Annotated in this window: 22 protein-coding genes; 19 read left to right on the forward strand and 3 right to left on the reverse strand. The window is 66.3% G+C overall.

Features of this window, described 5'->3' with window-relative positions; translation table 11 throughout:
- Window positions 1–3 precede the first annotated feature (3 nt).
- Together glmS and glmU are read right to left on the reverse strand one after the other, a co-directional pair.
- Window positions 4–1824: a glutamine--fructose-6-phosphate transaminase (isomerizing) gene (glmS, locus tag ACP15I_RS04170; protein ID WP_424974005.1), complete on the reverse strand. Its 1821-nt coding sequence runs from the start codon at window positions 1822–1824 to the stop codon at window positions 4–6.
- Window positions 1825–3204, reverse strand: coding sequence for a bifunctional UDP-N-acetylglucosamine diphosphorylase/glucosamine-1-phosphate N-acetyltransferase GlmU (glmU, locus tag ACP15I_RS04175; RefSeq protein ID WP_424974006.1), 1380 nt, complete (start codon window positions 3202–3204; stop codon window positions 1825–1827).
- 126 nt (window positions 3205–3330) lie between these two features.
- On the opposite strand from glmU, the gene ACP15I_RS04180 reads away from it, so the two are divergent.
- The 4 genes from ACP15I_RS04180 to ACP15I_RS04195 all read left to right on the forward strand — a co-directional run bounded on the left by ACP15I_RS04180 (window position 3331) and on the right by ACP15I_RS04195 (window position 6970).
- Window positions 3331–4005 carry an HAD-IA family hydrolase gene (locus ACP15I_RS04180; RefSeq protein WP_424974007.1) on the forward strand — a complete coding sequence of 225 codons (675 nt, stop codon included), beginning with the start codon at window positions 3331–3333 and terminating at the stop codon, window positions 4003–4005.
- Window positions 4006–4047: 42 nt separating this feature from the next.
- A complete protein-coding gene (locus tag ACP15I_RS04185; protein WP_424974008.1) occupies window positions 4048–5259 on the forward strand; it encodes a DegT/DnrJ/EryC1/StrS family aminotransferase in 1212 nt (403 codons plus the stop codon).
- Window positions 5260–5410: 151 nt separating this feature from the next.
- Window positions 5411–6574 carry an acyl-CoA dehydrogenase family protein gene (locus ACP15I_RS04190; RefSeq protein WP_424974009.1) on the forward strand — a complete coding sequence of 388 codons (1164 nt, stop codon included), beginning with the start codon at window positions 5411–5413 and terminating at the stop codon, window positions 6572–6574.
- 57 nt (window positions 6575–6631) lie between these two features.
- Window positions 6632–6970, forward strand: coding sequence for a hypothetical protein (locus tag ACP15I_RS04195; protein WP_424974010.1), 339 nt, complete (start codon window positions 6632–6634; stop codon window positions 6968–6970).
- Window positions 6971–7038: 68 nt separating this feature from the next.
- On the opposite strand, the gene ACP15I_RS04200 is transcribed toward ACP15I_RS04195, so the two are convergent.
- Window positions 7039–7653 (reverse strand): OmpW/AlkL family protein, encoded by a 615-nt coding sequence (locus ACP15I_RS04200; RefSeq protein ID WP_424974011.1) that lies wholly within the window; start codon window positions 7651–7653, stop codon window positions 7039–7041.
- Window positions 7654–7802: 149 nt separating this feature from the next.
- Between ACP15I_RS04200 and ACP15I_RS04205 the strand changes: the two genes are divergently transcribed.
- The 15 genes from ACP15I_RS04205 to ACP15I_RS04275 all read left to right on the forward strand — a co-directional run bounded on the left by ACP15I_RS04205 (window position 7803) and on the right by ACP15I_RS04275 (window position 20937).
- Complete coding sequence (locus ACP15I_RS04205) at window positions 7803–9407, forward strand: carboxyl transferase domain-containing protein (RefSeq protein ID WP_424974012.1); 1605 nt, start codon at window positions 7803–7805, stop codon at window positions 9405–9407.
- A complete protein-coding gene (locus tag ACP15I_RS04210) occupies window positions 9407–9832 on the forward strand; it encodes an ASCH domain-containing protein (protein WP_424974013.1) in 426 nt (141 codons plus the stop codon). Before ACP15I_RS04205 ends, ACP15I_RS04210 begins: the two co-directional genes overlap by 1 nt.
- A gap of 81 nt (window positions 9833–9913) precedes the next feature.
- Window positions 9914–11866 (forward strand): biotin carboxylase N-terminal domain-containing protein, encoded by a 1953-nt coding sequence (locus ACP15I_RS04215; protein ID WP_424974014.1) that lies wholly within the window; start codon window positions 9914–9916, stop codon window positions 11864–11866.
- On the forward strand, window positions 11863–12558 hold the full coding sequence (locus ACP15I_RS04220) for a glutathione S-transferase family protein (RefSeq protein WP_424974015.1): 696 nt from the start codon (window positions 11863–11865) through the stop codon (window positions 12556–12558). The genes ACP15I_RS04215 and ACP15I_RS04220 overlap by 4 nt, the downstream gene beginning before the upstream one ends.
- Entirely contained in the window at window positions 12555–13403 is an 849-nt protein-coding gene (locus ACP15I_RS04225; RefSeq protein ID WP_424974016.1) for a hydroxymethylglutaryl-CoA lyase, read from the forward strand. Before ACP15I_RS04220 ends, ACP15I_RS04225 begins: the two co-directional genes overlap by 4 nt.
- A gap of 59 nt (window positions 13404–13462) precedes the next feature.
- Entirely contained in the window at window positions 13463–13903 is a 441-nt protein-coding gene (locus ACP15I_RS04230; RefSeq protein WP_424974017.1) for a hypothetical protein, read from the forward strand.
- Window positions 13896–14426 (forward strand): DUF6653 family protein, encoded by a 531-nt coding sequence (locus tag ACP15I_RS04235; protein ID WP_424974018.1) that lies wholly within the window; start codon window positions 13896–13898, stop codon window positions 14424–14426. The genes ACP15I_RS04230 and ACP15I_RS04235 overlap by 8 nt, the downstream gene beginning before the upstream one ends.
- Entirely contained in the window at window positions 14413–15207 is a 795-nt protein-coding gene (locus ACP15I_RS04240) for a crotonase/enoyl-CoA hydratase family protein (RefSeq protein ID WP_424974019.1), read from the forward strand. The genes ACP15I_RS04235 and ACP15I_RS04240 overlap by 14 nt, the downstream gene beginning before the upstream one ends.
- A gap of 644 nt (window positions 15208–15851) precedes the next feature.
- A complete protein-coding gene (locus ACP15I_RS04245; RefSeq protein WP_424966675.1) occupies window positions 15852–16217 on the forward strand; it encodes an NADH-quinone oxidoreductase subunit A in 366 nt (121 codons plus the stop codon).
- Window positions 16208–16741: a NuoB/complex I 20 kDa subunit family protein gene (locus ACP15I_RS04250; RefSeq protein ID WP_424966674.1), complete on the forward strand. Its 534-nt coding sequence runs from the start codon at window positions 16208–16210 to the stop codon at window positions 16739–16741. The genes ACP15I_RS04245 and ACP15I_RS04250 overlap by 10 nt, the downstream gene beginning before the upstream one ends.
- A gap of 18 nt (window positions 16742–16759) precedes the next feature.
- Entirely contained in the window at window positions 16760–17368 is a 609-nt protein-coding gene (locus tag ACP15I_RS04255) for an NADH-quinone oxidoreductase subunit C (RefSeq protein ID WP_424966673.1), read from the forward strand.
- Window positions 17369–17371: 3 nt separating this feature from the next.
- On the forward strand, window positions 17372–18250 hold the full coding sequence (locus ACP15I_RS04260) for a sulfotransferase family protein (protein WP_424974020.1): 879 nt from the start codon (window positions 17372–17374) through the stop codon (window positions 18248–18250).
- 7 nt (window positions 18251–18257) lie between these two features.
- Window positions 18258–19469 carry an NADH-quinone oxidoreductase subunit D gene (locus tag ACP15I_RS04265; RefSeq protein WP_424974119.1) on the forward strand — a complete coding sequence of 404 codons (1212 nt, stop codon included), beginning with the start codon at window positions 18258–18260 and terminating at the stop codon, window positions 19467–19469.
- Window positions 19469–19735 carry a hypothetical protein gene (locus tag ACP15I_RS04270; RefSeq protein WP_424974021.1) on the forward strand — a complete coding sequence of 89 codons (267 nt, stop codon included), beginning with the start codon at window positions 19469–19471 and terminating at the stop codon, window positions 19733–19735. Before ACP15I_RS04265 ends, ACP15I_RS04270 begins: the two co-directional genes overlap by 1 nt.
- Window positions 19735–20937, forward strand: coding sequence for an NADH-quinone oxidoreductase subunit E (locus ACP15I_RS04275; protein ID WP_424974022.1), 1203 nt, complete (start codon window positions 19735–19737; stop codon window positions 20935–20937). The genes ACP15I_RS04270 and ACP15I_RS04275 overlap by 1 nt, the downstream gene beginning before the upstream one ends.
- Window positions 20938–20945 lie beyond the last annotated feature (8 nt).

The raw sequence follows: 20945 nt of genomic DNA on the forward strand, positions 1-20945 counted from the left end.
GTCTCACTCCACGGTGACGGATTTCGCAAGGTTGCGCGGCTGGTCCACATCCGTGCCCTTGGCCACCGCCGTATGGTACGCCAAAAGCTGCGCGGGCACAGCGTAAAGGATGGGCGCGAAGGCGGGCGCGATCTTGGGCATCTGGACCTGCGCCCAGGTGCCCTCGGCCGCCGTGGCCAGACCGGCACTGTCACTGACCAGAAGGACCTTGCCCTGGCGTGCCATGACCTCCTGCATGTTCGAGACGGTCTTGTCGAAGAGCCGGTCATTGGGGGCAAAGACGATCACCGGAACCGCCGGATCCACAAGGGCGATGGGGCCGTGTTTCAGCTCGCCCGATGCATAGCCTTCGGCGTGGATATAACTGATTTCCTTGAGCTTCAGGGCGCCTTCCAGGGCGATCGGATACATCGGGCCGCGCCCCAGGAACAGAATATCGCGCGCCTCGGCCAGCTCGCGCGAGACCGCTTCGATCTCGGGCTCCCGGCTCAGGGCGAGGTTCATGACGCTGGGCAGGCTGCGCAGCTCGTCGATCAGGGTCTGGTGTTCGCCATCGGTTTGCGCGCCGCGCTGCCGGGCCGCGTGCAGGGCCAGCACCGCCAGCACCGCAAGCTGGCAGGTAAAGGCCTTGGTCGAAGCGACCCCGATCTCGACCCCGGCCAGCGTTGGCAGCGCCACCGCACTTTCCCGCGCGATGGAGCTTTCGGGGACATTGCAGATCGACAGGATATGCTCCGCCTTGCCCGCGCAATAGCGCAGCGCCGCGAGCGTATCGGCGGTCTCGCCCGACTGGCTGACGAAAAGTGCGGCGGTGCGCGGCCCGATGGGCGGCTCGCGATAGCGGAATTCCGAGGCAATATCGATCTCGACCGGCAGGCCCGCGATCTGCTCGAACCAGTATTTCGCGGTCTGGCAAGCGTAGAAGGCCGTGCCGCAGGCCACGAGGACCAGCCGGTCGATCTGCGCGAAATCGGGCAGGGCCTCGGGCATCCGGATCTCGCCCGTACTGCCGATGTAATGGGCGAGGCAATCGGCCAGCACCGTGGGCTGCTCGGCGATTTCCTTGGCCATGAAATGCCGGTGCCCGCCCTTGCCGACCTGCGCCCCGTCGATCCGGGTGCGGGTTTCGGGGCGCTGCACGGGATGCCCCATGGCATCCGTGATCTCCAGCGATGAGCGGGTCACCAGCGCCATATCACCCTCTTCGAGATAGGTGATCCGGTCGGTCATGGGATGCAGGGCAATGGCGTCGGAGCCGACGAACATCTCGCCATCTCCATGTCCGATGGCCAGCGGCGAGCCCTTGCGAGCGGCCACGATCAGGTCATCTTCGCCCTCGAAGAGAAAGCAGAGCGCGAAGGCCCCTTCGAGCTGGGCGATGGTCCGGCGCGCGGCTTCGGCGGGGCCAGCGCCCTTGGCCAAAGCCTGCGCGCAGAGCTGTGCGACGGTCTCGGTATCGGTCTCGGATTCGAACTCGGCCCCATGCGATTGCAGGGCGGCGCGCAGCTCGCGGAAATTCTCGATGATCCCGTTATGGACCACGGCCACAGCCCCCGTGCGATGGGGGTGGGCATTGGCCACCGAGGGCACGCCATGGGTGGCCCAGCGGGTATGGCCGATGCCGGATTTGCCCGCGAGCGGCTGTTCCACCAGCAGGTCGCTCAGATTCACCAGCTTGCCGAGCGCGCGGCGGCGGTCCAGCGCGCCGTCCTGCACCGTGGCAATGCCCGCGCTGTCATAGCCGCGATACTCCAGCCGCTTCAGGGCCTCGACCATCAGGGGGGCGGCTTGGTTCCGCCCCAAGACACCTACGATCCCGCACATCTATTTCGCCCCCGGTTTGGTGTCGCCTGCATCGCCTGCCAGCACCGCCTTGCGGGTGCGCAGCATATCCATGAAGCGGCGGGCAAAGCCCGGCTTGTTGGTCTGGCGCGAGCGCGCCACGGCCAGCGCGCCCTCGGGCACATCGCTGGTCACGATGGTGCCCGTTGCGGTCATCGCCTCGTCGCCGACCTTCACCGGGGCCACAAGACAGGTGTTCGAGCCGACAAAGACCCGCGCGCCGATCTCCGTGTGATGCTTGAAGACCCCGTCGTAGTTGCAGGTGATCGTGCCCGCGCCGATATTGCTCGCCGCGCCAATGCTGGCATCACCGATATAGCTCAGATGGTTGACCTTCGCGCCCTCATCGAGCGTGGCGTTCTTGATCTCGACGAAATTGCCCACATGGGTGTGCTCGGCGAGTTCTGCACCCGGGCGCAGCCGGGCAAAGGGCCCGACCAGGGCGCCGCGGCTCACATGGCAGCCCTCCAGATGGCAGAAGGCTCGGATCTCGGCGCCGGATTCCACGGTCACGCCGGGGCCAAAGACAACCTGCGGCCCGATCAGCGCATCGCGCCCGATCACCGTGTCGAGCGCGAAATAGGTGGTGTCCGGATCGGCCAGCGATACGCCTTCTTCCAGTGCGGTGGCGCGGGCGCGGGCCTGAAAGGCCTGCTCGGCGGCGGCGAGCTCCGCACGGGTGTTGATGCCCAGCGTTTCCGCCTCCGGGCAGGTTACGACCCGGGCCGATAGCCCCTCGGCCGCCCCAAGCGCCACCACATCCGTCAGGTAATACTCGCCCGCCGCATTGTCGTTGCCGAGCCCGGCGACCAGCCGCAACAGGGTGCTGGCATCGGCCATCATCACCCCGGAATTGCAGAGTTTGACCGCGAGCTCTTCGGCACTGGCATCCTTCGCCTCGACGATCCGGGTCAGCCGGTCATCCGCCGTCAGCAACCGCCCATAACGTCCGGGATCGGCGGCCTTAAAGCCCAGCACCACCAGATCCGCCCCCGCAGCGCGCTTGTCCTGCATGGCCTCGAGCGTTTCGGACGAGATGAACGGCGTGTCGCCATAGAGCACCACCGCATCGCCCTCAAACCCCCTCAGCGCTTCTCCGGCCTGGGCGACCGCATGGCCCGTGCCCAGCTGTTCGGTCTGGCGCGCGCAGACAGCCTCGGGGTCGAGACCGGCCAGCGCCGCCTCGACCGCGTCGGCCCCATGCCCTGTCACCACCACCGTGCGGTCCGGGTCGAGACGCGCGCCCGCGCGCAGGGCATGGGCCAGCAGCGGCGCACCCGCCAGCCGGTGCAGCACCTTGGGCAGGTCCGAGTTCATCCGCGAGCCCTGGCCCGCCGCCAATACGATCAACGCAACCGACATGCATCATCCCTTCACCTTGCGCCCTCGTTCTATTACGCATCGGCGCAGGCCCCGCAACCGGGCCCGCTGTCACTTGGTGTTTCGGCCCTTTTCACCCCCTCACGCCCATTGGCGGAAAGATGCGCAATGACGGTCACGGTGATCTTTGATCTCGACGGCACGCTTGCCGATACCAGCGCCGACCTGATCGCGGCCGCCAATGCCTGTTTCGAGGCGCGCGGGCAGGGCGCGCCGCTCGACCCGGTGGCCGATGCCGCCACGGCCTTTGCGGGCGGGCGCGCCATGCTGCGGCTGGGCATGACCCGGCGTGGTCTCGACTGGACCGAGGCGGAGGTGGATCGCGACTATCCCGTGCTGCTCGCGGCCTATGCCGAGAAGATCGACGCGCATACCCGGCTTTATCCTGGTGCGCTGGCGGCGGTCGAGCGGCTGCGCGCGCGCGGCTGCCCGGTGGGGATCTGCACCAACAAGCCCGAGGGGCTGGCCGAGACCCTGATGACCCGGCTGGGCGTGCGCGACCGGTTCGGCGCGCTGATCGGGGCCGATACGCTGCCCGTGCGCAAGCCCGATCCCGCGCCGCTGCTGGAAACCATCGCCCGGGTCGGCGGCGACCCGGCGCGCGCGGTGCTGGTGGGCGACACGGTGACCGATCGCGAAACCGCGCGGGCTGCGGGGATCCCCGCCATGCTGGTGACCTTTGGCCCCGAAGGCGAGGGCGTCTCGCGCCTCGCCCCCGAGGCGCTGCTGCCCCATTACGACCAGTTCGACGCGGTTCTGCGGAGCCTCTTTCCCGACCATTGACCTGCGCCTTGCAAGGCGGCACATCTATCGCAGGAGGCGCTCATGACTGACGAGATCTTCACCGGCACATTCACCCAGCAGGAGCCGATCCCCGAGGCCGCCATCGCCGCCGCGGTCGAGGTCATGCGCTCGGGCCGTCTGCATCGTTACAATCTCGACCCGGGCGAGCTGGGCGAGGTCGGCGCGCTGGAACAGGAATTCGCGGCCCAAACCGGGGCACGGTACTGCGTGGCCGTGGCCTCGGGCGGCTATGCCATGGGCACGGCGATGCGGGCTCTGGGGATCGGCGCCGGTGACAAGGTGCTGAGCAATGCCTTCACGCTCGCGCCCGTGCCCGGGGCCATCGCCGCCGTCGGGGCCGAGCCGGTGCTGGTCGAGGTGACCGAGGATCTGACCCTTGATCTCGATGACCTTGCCGCCAAGGCCGAAACCAGCGGCGCGCGGGTGCTGCTGCTCAGCCATATGCGCGGGCATATCTGCGACATGGATGCGCTCAGCGCGATTTGCGATGCCCATGACCTGACCCTGATCGAGGATTGTGCCCATACGATGGGCGCGTCCTGGGGCGATACGCCCACGGGCCGGTTCGGGGCCTTCGGCTGTTTCTCGACCCAGACCTACAAGCATATCAATTCCGGCGAGGGCGGGTTGCTGATCTCTGACGATGCAGAACTCATGGCCCGTGCGATCCTCTTGTCGGGCAGCTACATGCTCTATGCCCGCCACGGGGCCGCCCCGGAGGCCGAGGTGTTCGAGCGTGTGAAATACGACACGCCCAATGTCTCGGGTCGGATGGACCATCTGCGCGCCGCGATCCTGCGCCCGCAACTGGCCGATCTGCCGCGTCAGGCGGCCCGTTGGAACGCGCTTTACCGGGTGCTTGAGGCCGGGCTCGCCGGCGCGCCGGGCATCGCCCTGACCCATCGCCCGGAGCAGGAGCATTTCGTCGCCTCCTCTTTCCAGCTGCGCCTGCCCGAGGCTGATCCCGGGGCGGTCGCGGCCTATGTGGCGCGCTGCGCGGCCCGCGGGGTCGAGCTGAAATGGTTCGGCGCGCCCGAACCCCATGGCTTCACCTCGCGCTATGACAGCTGGCGCTATGCCCCGACGCCAGTGCTGCCGCAAACCGACCGTGTGCTTGCGACGTTGCTCGATCTGCGCCTGCCGCTCACTTTCTCCGAGGCCGATTGCGCCCAGATCGCCCGCATCCTGCGCGCCGAGGCCGAGGTGCTCCCCCGGTCCATGGCCGCCGAATAGCCCCTCCCTTAAGTCCCGAAATATCCCGGGGGAGGCGGCCGTAGGGCCGCCGGGGGCAGCGCCCCCACTCCGCGCGCGAAATCTCTGGACAGGGACGACGCGCGCGCCTATAAATGAACAAGCGTTCAATTTTTGGGAGGAGGGAGCGCCCATGTTCACCGCATCCATGCGGTTCGATCTCGGCGAAGAGGTCGAAGCCCTGCGCGAGATGGTCCATCGCTGGGCGCAGGAACGGGTCAAGCCGCTGGCGGCTGCGACCGATTCCGAAAACCTCTTTCCGGCCGAGCTTTGGACCGAGATGGGGGAGTTGGGCCTTCTGGGCATCACCGTGGACGAGGAAGATGGCGGTGCGGGCATGGGCTATCTCGCCCATACGGTCGCGGTCGAGGAAATCTCCCGCGTGTCGGCCTCCATCGGGCTCAGCTACGGCGCGCATTCCAATCTTTGCGTCAACCAGATCAAGCTCAACGGCACGCCGGAGCAGAAGGCCCGCTACCTGCCGGGCCTGATCGACGGCACCCATGTGGGCGCGCTGGCCATGTCCGAAGCCTCTGCCGGATCCGACGTGGTGGGCATGAAGCTGCGCGCGGAAAAGCGCAACGATCACTATCGCCTGAATGGCACGAAATACTGGATCACCAACGGCCCGGACGCCGAAACCCTTGTGGTCTACGCTAAGACCGATCCGGAGGCGGGCTCCAAGGGCATCACGGCCTTCATCATCGAGAAATCCATGACCGGGTTCTCTACTTCGCCCCATTTCGACAAGCTCGGCATGCGCGGCTCGAACACTGCCGAGCTGATCTTCGAGGATGTGGAAGTGCCCTTCGAAAACGTTCTCGGCGAGGAGGGGCGCGGGGTTGCGGTCCTGATGAGCGGTCTCGATTACGAGCGTGTCGTCCTCTCGGGCGTCAATATCGGCATCATGGCGGGCTGCCTCGACGAGATCATGCCGTATATGGTCGAGCGCAAGCAATTCGGTCAGAGCATCGGAAACTTTCAGCTCATGCAGGGCAAGATCGCTGACATGTATGCGGGGCTGAACACGTCGCGCGCCTATGCCTATGAGGTCGCCAAGGCCTGCGATCGCGGCGAGGTCACCCGACAGGATGCGGCGGCCTGTGTGCTTTATGCCTCAGAGGAGGGGATGAAAGTCGCCCATCAGGCCGTTCAGGCCATGGGCGGGGCAGGCTTTCTGAACGATGCGCCCGTGGCCCGGATGTTCCGCGATGCCAAGCTGATGGAGATTGGCGCGGGCACCTCCGAGATCCGGCGCATGCTCGTCGGGCGCGAGTTGATGGCGGCCATGGCATGACCCGGACCACTGTCACCGAGCGCTCTGTCGCCCCTTTGGGCAAAGGGGGATGAGCCCATGGCCTGGCCGCGCTGGCTCTGGTTTCTGCCCTTGGGCATCATCGTGCTGATCCTCGCAGCCAATGGCGTGCGGCTGGGCTCGCAACGGGCGGCGCTGGATGAGAGCGCGGTGATCGACCATTACGCGGCGCAATATCTCAAGGATCACGCGGCTCTCGATGGCACGGGCTCGGCGGATCTGACCGATTGCGCGGCGGTGCCCGGGACGGATCCCGGCATCTGGGTCGTGGTGCGCTGCCGTCCCGAAGGGGCGGCGCAGGGCTGGGACTACTATGTGCGGCGCGATGGCGGGCTGGCCTTCACCGGTCGTGACCGGGATCAGAGGCCTGAGACATGATGGCGGCTCTGCATCGGCAAAAGGCGCGCCACTCGGGCGCGCCTCGCTTGGCTGCGATGGATCGCGGTTCAGAAGGTCATCACGTACGCGATGCCCAGAACCACCGGATCGATCTCGGCGGTGCCGATCTTGTCGCCGTTCAGCTTCACGTCGGTATCGATGTCGATATAGCGCGCATTCAGGCGCAGCGCCCCGGTCTCGGTGACCGGAATGTCCACGCCGATTTGGGCGGCAAGGCCGAAGCTGTCCTCCAGCTCCAGTTTGCCGAGCGGCGAGCTTTCCTGGAAGAAGTTGGTGTAGTTCAGGCCGAGGCCGATATAGGGCTTGAAGCCCTCGAAATTGGTGAAGTGGTAGTTCACCGAGATGGTGGGCGGCAGGTGCTTGGTATCCCCGGCATCCCCAACCCCGTCAATCGAGATGTCATGGCTGAAGGGCGTCGCGGCGAGGATTTCGAGACCGATATTCGGCGTGAAGAAATACTCGGCGGTGAAGGACAGCTGCGTGTCCGAGTCGACGTCGATGCCGGCGCCCGGGACGATGGCATCCAGTTCGCCATTGCCGGATTTCGGGTTCACATTGGCGATCCCGATGCCGATGGTCCAGTCTCCGGCCTCCTGGGCGAAAGCCGGGGCCGCGGCCGTTGCCGCCAGAACAGCGAGTGCGGACAGGGTGATATGTTTCATGGGTCGTTCCCTCGTTTGGTCTCCGCCGCTGTCATCGCGCAGGCCGATTGTGCCAGCTTTGATACAGGTCAACCGGAGGCTGCGCTGCCCTGCGGCATAACGGCCCTTCGCCCGGCAGGGGCATATCCATCAGGCAGGAGGCAGGCCGCGTGAAGCTGATATCTCAATGGGATAGCGGATCGGAGGCGGCGAAGGCCAATCGCGCCGCGCATCTGGCCGCGCTCGAACACGTCGCGGATGCAGCATCGCAGGCGGCTGCGGGGGGGGGTGCTGCCGCACGGGACCGCCATCTGAGTCGCGGCAAGATGCTGCCGCGGGACCGCGTGGCCAATCTGCTCGACCCCGGCAGTCCGTTTCTTGAGGTCGGGGCCACGGCGGGCCATGGCCTCTATGGGGGGGCGGCACCCTGTGGCGGGGCGATCGCGGGCGTGGGTCAGATCCACGGGCAGGACGTGATGGTCATCTGCAATGATGCCACCGTGAAGGGCGGCACCTATTACCCGATCACCGTCAAGAAACACCTGCGCGCGCAAGAGATTGCCGCGGAATGCCATCTGCCCTGCATCTACCTTGTGGATAGCGGTGGGGCGAACCTGCCCAATCAGGACGAGGTCTTTCCCGACCGGGATCATTTCGGGCGGATCTTTTACAATCAGGCGCAGATGTCGGCGGCGGGTATCCCGCAGATCGCCGTGGTCATGGGCTCCTGCACGGCAGGGGGGGCCTATGTGCCCGCCATGTCCGATGTGACGATCATCGTGAAGGAGCAGGGCACGATCTTTCTCGCGGGCCCGCCGCTGGTCAAGGCCGCCACGGGCGAGGTGGTCACCGCCGAGGATCTCGGCGGGGGCGATGTGCATACACGCCTTTCGGGCGTGGCGGATTACCTGGCCGAGGACGATGCCCATGCGCTGGCGCTCGCGCGCCGCGCGGTGGCGGGGCTGAACCGGCGCGTGCCGGTCTCGGTGGCGATGCTGGCCCCTGAGCCGCCCGCCTACGACCCCGAAGAGCTGCTGGATCTGGTTCCGGCGAGCCTCTCGGTGCCCTACGACATCACCGAAGTCATTGCCCGGATCGTCGATGGCTCGCGCTTTGACGCGTTCAAGCCGCGCTTCGGCGAGACGCTGGTGACGGGGTTCGCTTATATCGAGGGCTGCCCAGTGGGGATCATCGCCAATAATGGCGTCCTGTTCTCCGAGGCGGCCCAGAAGGGCGCGCATTTCGTCGAGCTTTGCAGCCAGCGCAAGATCCCGCTTGTGTTTCTGCAGAACATCACGGGCTTCATGGTGGGCCGGAAATACGAGAATGAGGGGATCGCGCGGCACGGGGCCAAGATGGTGACGGCGGTGGCGACGACCTCGGTGCCGAAGGTGACCATGGTGGTGGGCGGATCCTTTGGCGCGGGGAATTACGGCATGGCCGGGCGGGCCTATCAGCCGCGCTTCATGTGGTCCTGGCCCAATTCCCGGATCTCGGTCATGGGTGGCGCGCAAGCCGCAGGGGTGCTCGCCACGGTCAAGCGCGACGCGATTGAGCGCAAGGGCGGCAGCTGGTCGCCCGAGGAGGAGGCCGCCTTCAAACAGCCCACGATCGACATGTTCGAGGAACAATCCCACCCGCTTTATGCCTCGGCCCGGCTCTGGGATGACGGGATCATCGATCCGCGCAAGAGCCGCGCCGTGCTCAGCCTCTCCCTCCGCGCGGCCCTGAACGCCCCCATAGAGGAGACACGCTTCGGCGTGTTCCGGATGTGATGACTCGGACCGTGGCAGAATTGCAGGCACAGTATCCCGGGGCCGTGACCTACAAGTTTGGAAACGCGCCGGGCTTGAGCCGGGTCCTCGTGGATCTCGTGCGCACAGGCAAGAAGCGTGCGACCTGCCTGTCGCAATGGTCGGTCGACAAGGGGGAGGCGCTTCCGGTGGTCGGGCGCTGCGACATCGTTGTGGATTTTGACGAGGTGCCGCAATTGGTGACCCGCACGCTGGAGCTTGTGCCGGTTCGGTTCTGCGACATGACCGAAGAGATGGCCCTGATGGAGGGCGAGGACGAGACCCTCGAAGGCTGGCGTCGACAGCACGAGGGCTACTACCGCGACATGGGCATCTTCGAGCCGGACATGCTGCTCCATTGGGAGCGGTTCGAGGTGGTCGAAGACCTGAGCGAGGGCACGCGATGAGGTGGGGATCACAAAAGCCCAAGGGTTGGCGATGCGTCACGCTGGGTCGCTTGGTGTTCCAATGGGCATGGAGGCCGGTCGGTGTTTAACAGGATCCTGATTGCCAATCGCGGCGAGATTGCCTGCCGGGTGATCGAGACGTGCCGTCGCCTCGGGGTGCAGACCGTGGCGGTCTATTCCGAGGTCGATGCAGGCGCGCGCCATGTCGCCATGGCCGATGCCGCATGCGCCATCGGCGGACCCGCGCCGCGGGACAGTTATCTGCGCGGCGATGCGATCATCGAAGCGGCACTGGCCACGGGGGCGCAGGCCATTCACCCGGGCTATGGCTTTCTGTCGGAGAACCCGGATTTCGTCGAAGCGGTCGAGGCCGCCGGTCTGGTGTTCATCGGTCCCTCGGCCGAGGCGATCCGCGCCATGGGGCTCAAGGATGCGGCAAAGACCCTTATGTCCGAGGCCGGTGTCCCCGTGGTGCCGGGCTATCAGGGCGCTGATCAGGACCCCGCTCATCTGGCCGCGCAAGCCGGGACCATCGGATACCCGGTGCTGATCAAGGCCGTGGCCGGGGGCGGCGGCAAGGGGATGCGCCGGGTCGATGCGCCCGAGGCCTTCCTGCCTGCGCTTGAGGCGGCCAAGGCCGAGGCGCTTGGGGCGTTCGGAAACGACGCCGTTCTGATCGAGAAATACGTGGCCACGCCGCGGCATATCGAGGTTCAGGTCTTTGGCGACGGCACCCGCGCGGTGCATCTGTTCGAGCGGGATTGTTCGCTCCAGCGCCGCCATCAGAAGGTGATCGAGGAGGCCCCGGCTCCCGGCATGACGCCCGAGATGCGCACCGCCATGGGGGCCGCCGCCGTTCGCGCCGCCGAGGCGATCGGCTATGCGGGTGCTGGCACCGTGGAGTTCATCGTCGATGCCAGTGACGGTCTGCGCGCGGACGGGTTCTGGTTCATGGAAATGAACACCCGCCTGCAGGTCGAGCATCCGGTGACCGAGGCCGTCACAGGCGTCGATCTGGTGGAATGGCAGCTGCGCGTCGCCGCGGGGGAGGACCTGCCCGCCGCTCAGCAGGACCTGTCGATCACGGGCCATGCCTTCGAAGCGCGGCTCTATGCCGAGGACGTGCCCAAGGGCTTTCTGCCCGCCACCGGGACCCTGACCCATCTGGCCTTCCCCGATGGCGCGCGGATCGAGACCGGCGTGCGCGCGGGCGACACAATCAGCCCCTGGTATGATCCGATGATCGCCAAGCTGGTGGTCGCCGGGCCCACGCGGCAGGCGGCCCTGCGCAAGCTCGACCGGGTACTCGCGACCACCCAAGTGGCGGGCAGCGTCACCAACCTTGCCTTCCTGCGGGCTTTGGCGCGGCATGAGGGCTTTTTCGCCGGAGAGGTGGATACCGGCCTGATCGACCGGGAGGTCGCGACGCTCTCGCCCGCGCCGGTGCCCTGTACGCGGGCGCGGTCGCTGGCAGGGCTCGGTGCGGCGGGGCTGCATCTGGGGATGCCAGATCACGCGGGGCTCACGCTCTGGGCGCCGCTGGCGCAAAGCCAGATGCTGCTCTTTGGCGAGGAGGAGGTCGCAACCCGGATCGAAACGCTTGGCGCGGACCGGTTCCGCGTCCATATCGGCGAGGCGACCCATGAGATCGCGCGCCATGATGGCGTCTGGTGGGTGGATGGCGCGCCGACCCCGGCCGAGATCGTCACCCATGCGGCGGGTGTCAGCGTGTTCTGGTCGAACAATTACCATTTCACAGTGCCCGATCCGCTGCAGCGCGGGGCCGCGGCGGGCCCGGGGGCAGGACATGTCGAGGCGCCAATGCCGGGGCTCGTCAAGGCGGTCTTTGTGTCCACCGGAGAGCGGGTGCGCCAGGGCGCGCGGCTCGCCATTCTCGAGGCGATGAAGATGGAGCATACCCTGACCGCCGGGCGGGACGGGACCGTGTCCGAGATCCGCGTGCAAACCGGAGATCAGGTCACGGCAGGCACGCCGCTCATCCTGCTGGAGCCGGATGAAGAGGCACCGACATGAGCGCACCGGCACCCGCCCGCACACCGGCGATCCGCCTGCACCACTGTCCGCAGACCCGGTCCATGCGCTCGCTCTGGCTGATCCGCGAGCTGGGGCTCGAGGCCGAGGTGATCACGCACCCGTTCGACCGCGCCCTGCGCGATCCGGCCTATCTGGCTCTGTCCCCGGCGGGGCGGGTGCCCGCGCTGGAGCTTGACGGGGAGACCCTGTTCGAGACGGGCGCGATCACGGAACTGCTCTGCGAGCGGTTCTCGCCCGATGGTCTGGGGCGGGACCCGGGCCATCCGGAGCGCGGCGCCTTCCTCGTCTGGATCCATTTCGCCGAGACCCTGAGCCAACACGTGGCGGCGCTCACCCAGCAGCATGTGATGCTCTACGAGGATGCCATGCGCTCGCCGGTCGTGATGCGACTCGAGGCCAAGCGGCTCGCCAAGTGCTACGAGGCGATCGAGGCGCGGCTGAGCGAAACCGGCTGCGACAGCCTGCTGGCGGGTGGGTTCTCGGCGGCGGATATCAGCGTCGGGCAGGCGGTCTATATGGGGCAGTATTTCGTGACGCTGGACGGATTTCCACGCAGCGCGGCCTGGTATGCCGCCATCTCCGCGCGCCCGGGTTTTCAGGCTGCACTGCCCGCGCCGGGTGAGGGGATCTACGACCGGGCGTTCTATCCCCCCTGGGAGGCCACGCCATGAGCGAGACGGTCGAGATCGTCGAGGTCGGCCCCCGGGACGGGCTGCAGAATGAAAAGCGGCAGATCCCCACGGCCCAGAAGATCGCCCTGATCTCGGCACTGGCCGAGGTCGGGTTCGCCCGGATCGAAGTCGCCAGTTTCGTCAGCCCGAAATGGGTGCCGCAAATGGCCGATGGGGCCGAGGTGCTGGCGGGGATCCCGCGCCGGGACGGGCTGCGCTATGCCGCGCTGACGCCTAATATGCGCGGTTTCCAAGGGGCGCTGGCGGCGCGCGCCGACGAGATCGCGATCTTCGGGGCGGCCAGTGAGGGGTTCAGCAAGGCCAATCTTAATTGCACCATCAAGGAAAGCTTCGACCGCTTCGCGCCGATCTGCGCTGCGGCGGCAGAGGCGGGGCTGCCCGTGCGGGGCTATGTCTCCTGCGTGACCGACTGCCCGTTTGATGGCGCCACCCCGCCCGAGGCCGTGGCGCGTGTCGCCGCCCGTCTGGCCGATCTGGGCTGCTACGAGATTTCCCTGGGCGAGACCTTGGGGCGGGGCGAGCCCGTCCGCGTAGCGCGGATGCTGGAAGCCGTGCGCGCCGAGGTGCCGGTGACGCAGCTGGCCGGGCATTTCCACGATACGGGCGGGCGGGCGCTCGACAATATCGATGTGGCGCTGGATCAGGGGCTGCGGGTGTTCGATGCCTCCGCCGGAGGGTTGGGTGGCTGTCCCTATGCCCCCGGTGCGGCGGGCAATGTGGCCACCGAGGCCGTGGCCGATCATCTCGCCGCCTTGGGCTATGAGACCGGGCTTGATCGCGCGGCGCTGGCCGTGGCGGCCTCCATGGCCCGGGGCCTGCGCTAGTCCGGTGCCCTGGCGCGTCTGCCAGAGCGGGGTGTCCGCAAGCGCAGGATCGCCCGCGCGTGGGCGGCAGAGACCGGGGCGCTTTGGCTGCGCGTCGACCGGGGGAGGCGGCCCTGCGCGAAAGCCTTGTGGAGACAGGCGACCCCGCCGTTGGGGGCTATGCGGTGTCGGCTGTGGCGCTGGAACAGGGGTTTGACATGACCGCCAACAGTGCGAACCCGATCCTGCGCACTCGCAGGGTTTGGCAGACCGCCAGCGCAAAGGGGGGACTGCACTTGGATGTTGAGCTGAGCTGCGCGGACCCTGCGGCCCATCCTCACACTCTCGCGACCCGCGCGCCGAGGGCTCCGGGGCTCGTGCTGCCGGGTTGGGAGGCCCTCTGCGCCCGGCGCTCCGAGGCCTTCCCCGAGGCAGACCTGCATCTGGATACGGGCGCGCTCTCGGTCCCCGAAGCCGTTGGTGCGATCCCTGATGCCTTGGGGGCGCGGCCCCATGGCTGATCTTTTTGACCGGGCCGAGCGCCTCATGGGGATGGATGACCGGGTCTGGCGGTGCCATGCCAACCCGCTCTCGGTGGCGACCCGGTTTTCGGTGTTGCCGCTTCTGGCGCTCGCGATCTGGAGCCGGATCTGGCTCGGCTGGGGGGCGCTGCTCCCGGTGGCGCTGGTGCTGGTCTGGACATGGGCCAACCCGCGCGCCTTTGCTGAGCCGCGCAGCTTTGCCTCCTGGGGCAGTCGCGCCGTGCTGGGGGAGCGGATCTTTCTGAACCACCGCGCCGAGATCCCGGCCCATCACCGCCGGGTTGCCCTGTGTCTCGGATATGCCGCGGCACTCGGGGCGCTGGTGCTGGGGCTGGGCCTGTGCATGCTCTGGGCCGATTGGGTGGTGTTCGGGATTGTCCTGACGGCGCTGCCGAAGACGTGGTTTTGCGACCGGATGGTCTGGATACATGATGATTGGGTGCGCGCGGGCAAGGCCGTGCCCGGGCTGACAGCGAAGGAGATCGCCTATGACCGCCTATGACACGCTCGATCTGGCGCGGGACACGCGCGGCGTGGTGACCGTGACCCTGAACCGGCCGGACAAGCACAACGCCATGGATGCCGCGATGATCGGTGAACTCAAGGCTTGCGCCGAGACACTGGGCGCGGACCCAAAGGTGCGCGCGGTGATCCTGACCGGGCAGGGGCGAAGCTTCTGCGCCGGGGGGGATCTGGGCTGGATGCGGACGCAAATGACCGCCGACGCGGCGACCCGCGCCCGGGAGGCACGCGCGCTGGCCGAGATGCTCGGGGTCTGGAACCGACTGCCCAAGCCGGTGATCGGGCGCATCCAGGGGCAGGCGCTCGGCGGCGGTGTCGGTCTGATGTCGGTCTGCGACGTGGCCATCGCAAGCGCGTCCGCGCGGTTCGGCTTGACCGAAACGCGCCTGGGCCTGATCCCGGCGACCATCGGCCCTTACGTGATCGCCCGCATGGGCGCGGCCTGTGTGCGCCGGGTCTTCATGTCTGCGCGGATCTTCGGGGCCGAGGAGGCCGTCGCGCTTGGCCTTGCGGCCCGCGCCGTGGCCCCGGAGGATCTGGATGCCGCTATCGAGGCCGAGGTCGTGCCCTATCTCGCCACGGCCCCGGGCGCTGTGGCCGAAGCCAAGGCCCTCGCGCTGCGCCTCGGGGGGGGCGTCAGCGAGGCCGAGATCGACAGCACGATAGACGCGCTCATTGCCCGCTGGGAAAGCGACGAGGCCGCAGAAGGGATCGACGCGTTCTTCGCCAAGCGACCCGCCCCCTGGATGTCCGAGACCTGACCACCTGAATCGCATAGGGCCGGGTCGGGGCGCGGGACGCCGGCCATCCCGACACGCCCGCGCGAAACCGGCACGCGCGACCCGGGACAGACGCAGCGTGCGGTGATGCGCGTGCTCCCACGCGCTATGCCTGCCCATCGCGCCTGTGACATGCGTCTTCTCAAACACCGCCATAAAAAGCGGCTCCAAGCCCGGCATTTGCTTGTCCCGGGGTCTCGGCGGTCACGGCCCTTCTGACAAGGAGGGTTGTTGCGCAAGTGTTCCCGCGCTGGACCTGCCCGCAGGCCGTTCTACGCCCTCGGCTTGGAGCGCTCTGCGTCACAAACGGCCAACCCGGCCTTGGCCGAGGGCCCCATGAAATTCGGGCGCGGGGTGCAAAACCTGCTCAGGAGTTAAACCTGTATTCAATATGTGGTTAGATGCTATGCTCGTTATGCGGGAAAACCGGGGGCGGATCATGCCCTGCGTCACACCGCCTCTGGCAGAGCCCCGGGACACGCGTACACTGCGCGCGTTGGGGCGTGTTTGCCGCAGGCGGCTCGGTTGACCACCTTGGTATGCAAAGGTAGACCCGCCACGACCGGACCGACACTATCGGGACCGCGCTGAGCTGGTCCCCGGTACCACGCAGGAAGGAGCCCCACGTGGAAGATTTGCTTCGAGAATACCTTCCGATCCTAGTATTTTTGGCAATTGCCATTGGCCTTGGCCTGGTGCTCATCCTGGCTGCGGTGATCCTGGCGGTGCGCAATCCGGATCCGGAAAAAGTCTCGGCCTATGAGTGTGGCTTCAACGCCTTCGACGATGCCCGGATGAAGTTCGATGTACGCTTCTACCTGGTATCGATTCTCTTCATCATCTTCGATCTCGAGGTCGCGTTCCTCTTCCCCTGGGCGGTTGCCTTCAAGGATGTGGGGATCGTGGGTTTCTGGAGCATGATGATCTTCCTTGCGATCCTGACCATCGGGTTCGCCTATGAGTGGAAAAAAGGAGCCCTCGAATGGGAGTGAGCACCGCCGCCTATGACGCGGGTCCCGACAAGGAACACGCGACACAGCTCCTCAATGCCGAGTTGCAGGACAAGGGCTTTCTGCTGACCTCGACCGAGGACATCATCAATTGGGCCCGCACCGGCTCGCTGCATTGGATGACCTTTGGTCTGGCCTGCTGCGCGGTCGAGATGATGCACACCTCCATGCCGCGCTACGATGCCGAACGGTTCGGGATCGCGCCGCGCGCGTCTCCGCGCCAGTCCGATGTGATGATCGTGGCCGGCACGCTGACCAACAAGATGGCGCCCGCCCTGCGCAAGGTCTATGACCAGATGCCCGAGCCGCGCTACGTGATCTCGATGGGGTCCTGCGCCAATGGCGGCGGGTACTACCATTACAGCTATTCCGTCGTGCGCGGTTGCGACCGCGTGGTGCCCGTGGACATCTATGTCCCCGGCTGCCCGCCCACGGCCGAGGCGCTGCTCTATGGCCTGTTGCAGCTGCAACGCAAGATCCGCCGGACGGGAACGATTGTGCGCTAAGGCGCAGGAGACACACCAATGACCGCAGCCCTTCAGGAACTGGCCGCCCATATCGAGCTCAAGCGCCCGGATTGCGTGATTTCGACCGAGATCGCCCATGACGAGCTGACCGTTGTGGCCACGCCGCAATCGATCGTCGGCCTCGTGGCCTTCCTCAAGACCGACGCGACCTGCAAGTTCTCGACCCTGATCGACATCACGGCCGTGGATTACCCCGAGCGGGCGCAGCGGTTCGACGTGGTCTATCACTTCCTGTCCATGTACCAGAACCACCGGATCCGCCTGCGGGTTCCGGTGCGGGCCGATGACATCGTGCCCTCGATCATCTCGGAACACCCCTCGGCCAACTGGTTCGAGCGCGAGGTGTTCGACATGTTCGGCATCCTGTTCTCGGGCCACCCGGACCTGCGCCGGATCCTCACGGATTACGGCTTCCGCGGCTATCCGCTGCGCAAGGACTTCCCGACCACGGGCTATACCGAGGTGCGCTATGACGACGAGAAAAAGCGCGTCGTTTATGAGCCGGTGAAGCTCGTGCAGGAATACCGGCAGTTCGACTTCATGTCCCCCTGGGAGGGTGCCGAGTACATCCTGCCCGGCGACGAGAAAGAAGAGGCCAAGGGCTGAGCCATGGCCGACGTCACGCTCCTTTTCGGGATCGGTGCCACGAAGGCGGGCACGAGTTGGCTCCAGTACTACCTGGATCGCCACCCGGAGGTGCATTTGTGGACCCATAAGGAGCTGCATTACTTCGACGCGCTGGATCGCGGGCAGGTGATGGAGCAGATCGACGGGCTCTGCGAGAAACGCATGGGGCTGCGCGCCAAGATGCGCCAGGCCGAGGGCGCGGCGCGTGAGAAACTGCGCTTCGAGGTGGCCGAGATCGACCGGTATCTGGGGCTGCTGGCGCAGGGGGTCGAACGGCCCCGGGCCTATGTCAGCTTCCTCAAGAAGGGCCGCAAGGGCGCGCGCGTCGTGGGCGATATCACCCCGGCCTATGCGCTGCTCAGCGAGGACCGTCTGCGCAAGATGGCCGGGCTCGGTCCCGTGACCAAGTTCATCTACCTGCTGCGCGACCCGATTGACCGGCTCTGGTCCAATATCCGCATGATGGCGGGCTGGAAGGGTGGCTCCGACAAGGACATCGCTGACCGCGCCAACTGGATCTTCGACCGCTGGACCAGGGGCGAGGAACGCGCGCTGGCCGAGCGCTGCGATTACGAGGGCCCGCTCAGCCGGATCCGCGCCGCGATCCCCGAAGGGGACCGGTTTCTGGGCTTCTACGAAGAGCTCTTCCGGGCCGAGACCGTCTCGCGCCTCTGCGCCTTTCTCGGGATCAAGGACCACGCAGCCCCGTTGGACACCCGCGTGCACCAGAGCGCCCCTATCGAGATGGAACCGGGCCGCCGCGCCCAGGCCGCCAAAGCGCTGGCCCCGCAATATGACCATGTACACCGCCTGATGGGCCGCATTCCTGCGGGCTGGCACGCGGCAGAAGTTGGAGTTTGAGACCATGATGGACGGCACGAATTTCGACGACGCCCTCACCGGCGAACAGAAGATCCGCAATTTCAACATCAATTTCGGGCCCCAGCACCCGGCCGCCCACGGCGTGCTGCGACTGGTGCTGGAACTGGATGGCGAGATTGTCGAGCGCTGCGATCCCCATATCGGCCTGCTGCATCGCGGGACGGAAAAGCTCATGGAGAGCCGGACCTACCTGCAGAACCTGCCTTATTTCGATCGGCTCGACTACGTGGCGCCGATGAATCAGGAACATGCCTGGTGTCTGGCCATCGAGAAGTTGACCGGGACCGAAGTGCCCCGGCGTGGGTCCCTGATCCGGGTGCTCTATTCCGAGATCGGGCGGATCCTGAACCACCTGCTGAACGTCACGACCCAGGCCATGGATGTGGGCGCGCTGACGCCGCCGCTCTGGGGCTTTGAAGAGCGTGAAAAGCTCATGGTCTTCTACGAGCGGGCCTGCGGCGCGCGTCTCCACGCGGCCTATTTCCGGCCCGGCGGCGTGCATCAGGACCTGCCGCCCGAGCTGCTCGATGATATCGAGACCTGGAGCCACGAATTCCCCGCCGTGCTCGACGATATTGACGGGCTGCTGACCGAGAACCGGATCTTCAAGCAGCGCAATTGCGATATCGGCGTTGTCACCGAAGAAGAGATCCTCGAATGGGGCTATTCCGGCGTGATGGTGCGGGGCTCGGGCCTGGCATGGGATCTGCGCCGCGCGCAGCCCTATGAATGCTACGACGAGTTCGAGTTCCAGATCCCCATCGGCAAGAATGGCGACTGCTATGACCGCTATCTCTGCCGGATGCAGGAGATGCGCGAGAGCCTCGGGATCATCCAGCAGGCCATCGTCAAACTGCGCGAATGCCCCGGCGATGTCCTCGCGCGCGGCAAGCTGACCCCGCCCAAGCGCGGCGACATGAAAACCTCGATGGAGAGCCTGATCCACCACTTCAAGCTCTACACCGAAGGCTTCCACGTGCCCGAGGGCGAGGTCTATGCCGCGGTCGAGGCGCCTAAGGGCGAGTTTGGCGTCTTCCTGAAATCGGATGGGACGAACAAGCCTTACCGCTCCAAGATCCGCGCGCCGGGCTATCTGCACCTGCAGAGCATGGATCACGTGGCCAAGGGTCACCAGCTGGCCGATGTGGCCGCGATCATCGGGACCATGGACGTGGTGTTCGGAGAGATTGACCGCTGATGCTGTGGGTTGCGATCGGGTTCGGGGCGGTCTTCGTGCTGTCCTTCTGGCTGAGCGCCGGGATGGGGAAGGCCTCGCGGTCTTCCGTTGTCGGGCTGTTCGCCGGGCTGATCGCCTTTGCCGGTCTGATGGCCGCTTATCTGGCCGGACTGGCCATCTGGCTGCGCGCCACGCTGCGCAGCTTTGTCGAGACGTATTTGCCGCAACTGCTGGAACAGCTTCTGCTGATCCTTGAACAGGTTGCGCCACTGAGGGAAACGATCTGATGCTGCGTCGTCTTCACGCTGACCAACCCGCAAGCTTTGCCTTCACGCCCGAGAACGAGGCCTGGGCGCTGACGCAGATGACCAAGTATCCCGAGGGTCGTCAGGCGTCCGCGATCATTCCGATCCTGTGGCGCGCGCAAGAACAAGAGGGCTGGCTGACCCGTCCGGCCATCGAATACGTGGCCGAGATGCTGGATATGGCCTATATCCGGGCACTCGAAGTGGCGACGTTCTACTTCATGTTTCAACTGCAACCTGTTGGTTCCGTTGCGCATATCCAGATTTGCGGGACGACATCCTGCATGATTTGCGGGGCCGAGGATCTGGTCGCGGTTTGCAAGGACAAGATCGCGCCCAAGGCCCATCAGCTCAGCGCCGACGGCAAGTTCAGCTGGGAGGAGGTCGAGTGTCTCGGCTCCTGCGCGAACGCGCCCATGGCTCAGATCGGCAAGGATTATTACGAGGACCTGACGGTTGAGGGCTTCTCGGCGCTGCTGGACAAGATGGCGGCGGGCGAGGTGCCCGTGCCCGGTCCGCAGAACGGGCGCTACACCTCCGAGCCGGCGGGCGGGCTGACCAGCCTCACCGAATACGAAGCGGGCAAGGATGCCTATAACGCCTCCGCGCGGCTCGCGGTGGATCTTGGCGACACGATCAAGCGCATCGACGGGACCGAAGTCCCCCTGACGGCGCCGTGGCTCGGCAAGGACGCCGAGCTGCCCAAGCCTGCAAACACTGCAAAAGCGCCGACACCCGAGGCACCGGCAACGACGGCGGAGCTGGCGCCGGAGCCGGTCGTCGCGCCTGCACCCACCGAGACAACGAAGGTCAAGCCAAGCGCCGCACTGCCCGGACAGGCGGAATTGGCCACGCGGAAGGGCACGTGGAAATACGGAGCGGCTTCGACGCAAACAGGGTCCAAGCCCGCGATGCTGAGCGCCGCGCGCGATGAGGGCGCCGATGATCTCAAGAAGATCAAGGGCGTCGGGCCCAAGCTCGAGACCATGCTGAACGGCATGGGGATCTACCATTTCGACCAGATCGCCGGCTGGTCCGAGGCCGAGCTGGCTTGGGTGGATGACAATCTCGAAGGCTTCAAGGGACGCGCTTCCCGCGATGAATGGGTGGCCCAGGCCAAGACCCTCGCATCAGGAGGCGAGACAGAATTTTCTTCCCGCGTTACAAAAGGGGACGTTTACTAACGAACGGC

Source organism: Dinoroseobacter sp. S124A, from assembly GCF_049801015.1.
In the GTDB taxonomy this organism is placed as follows: Bacteria; Pseudomonadota; Alphaproteobacteria; order Rhodobacterales; family Rhodobacteraceae; genus Dinoroseobacter.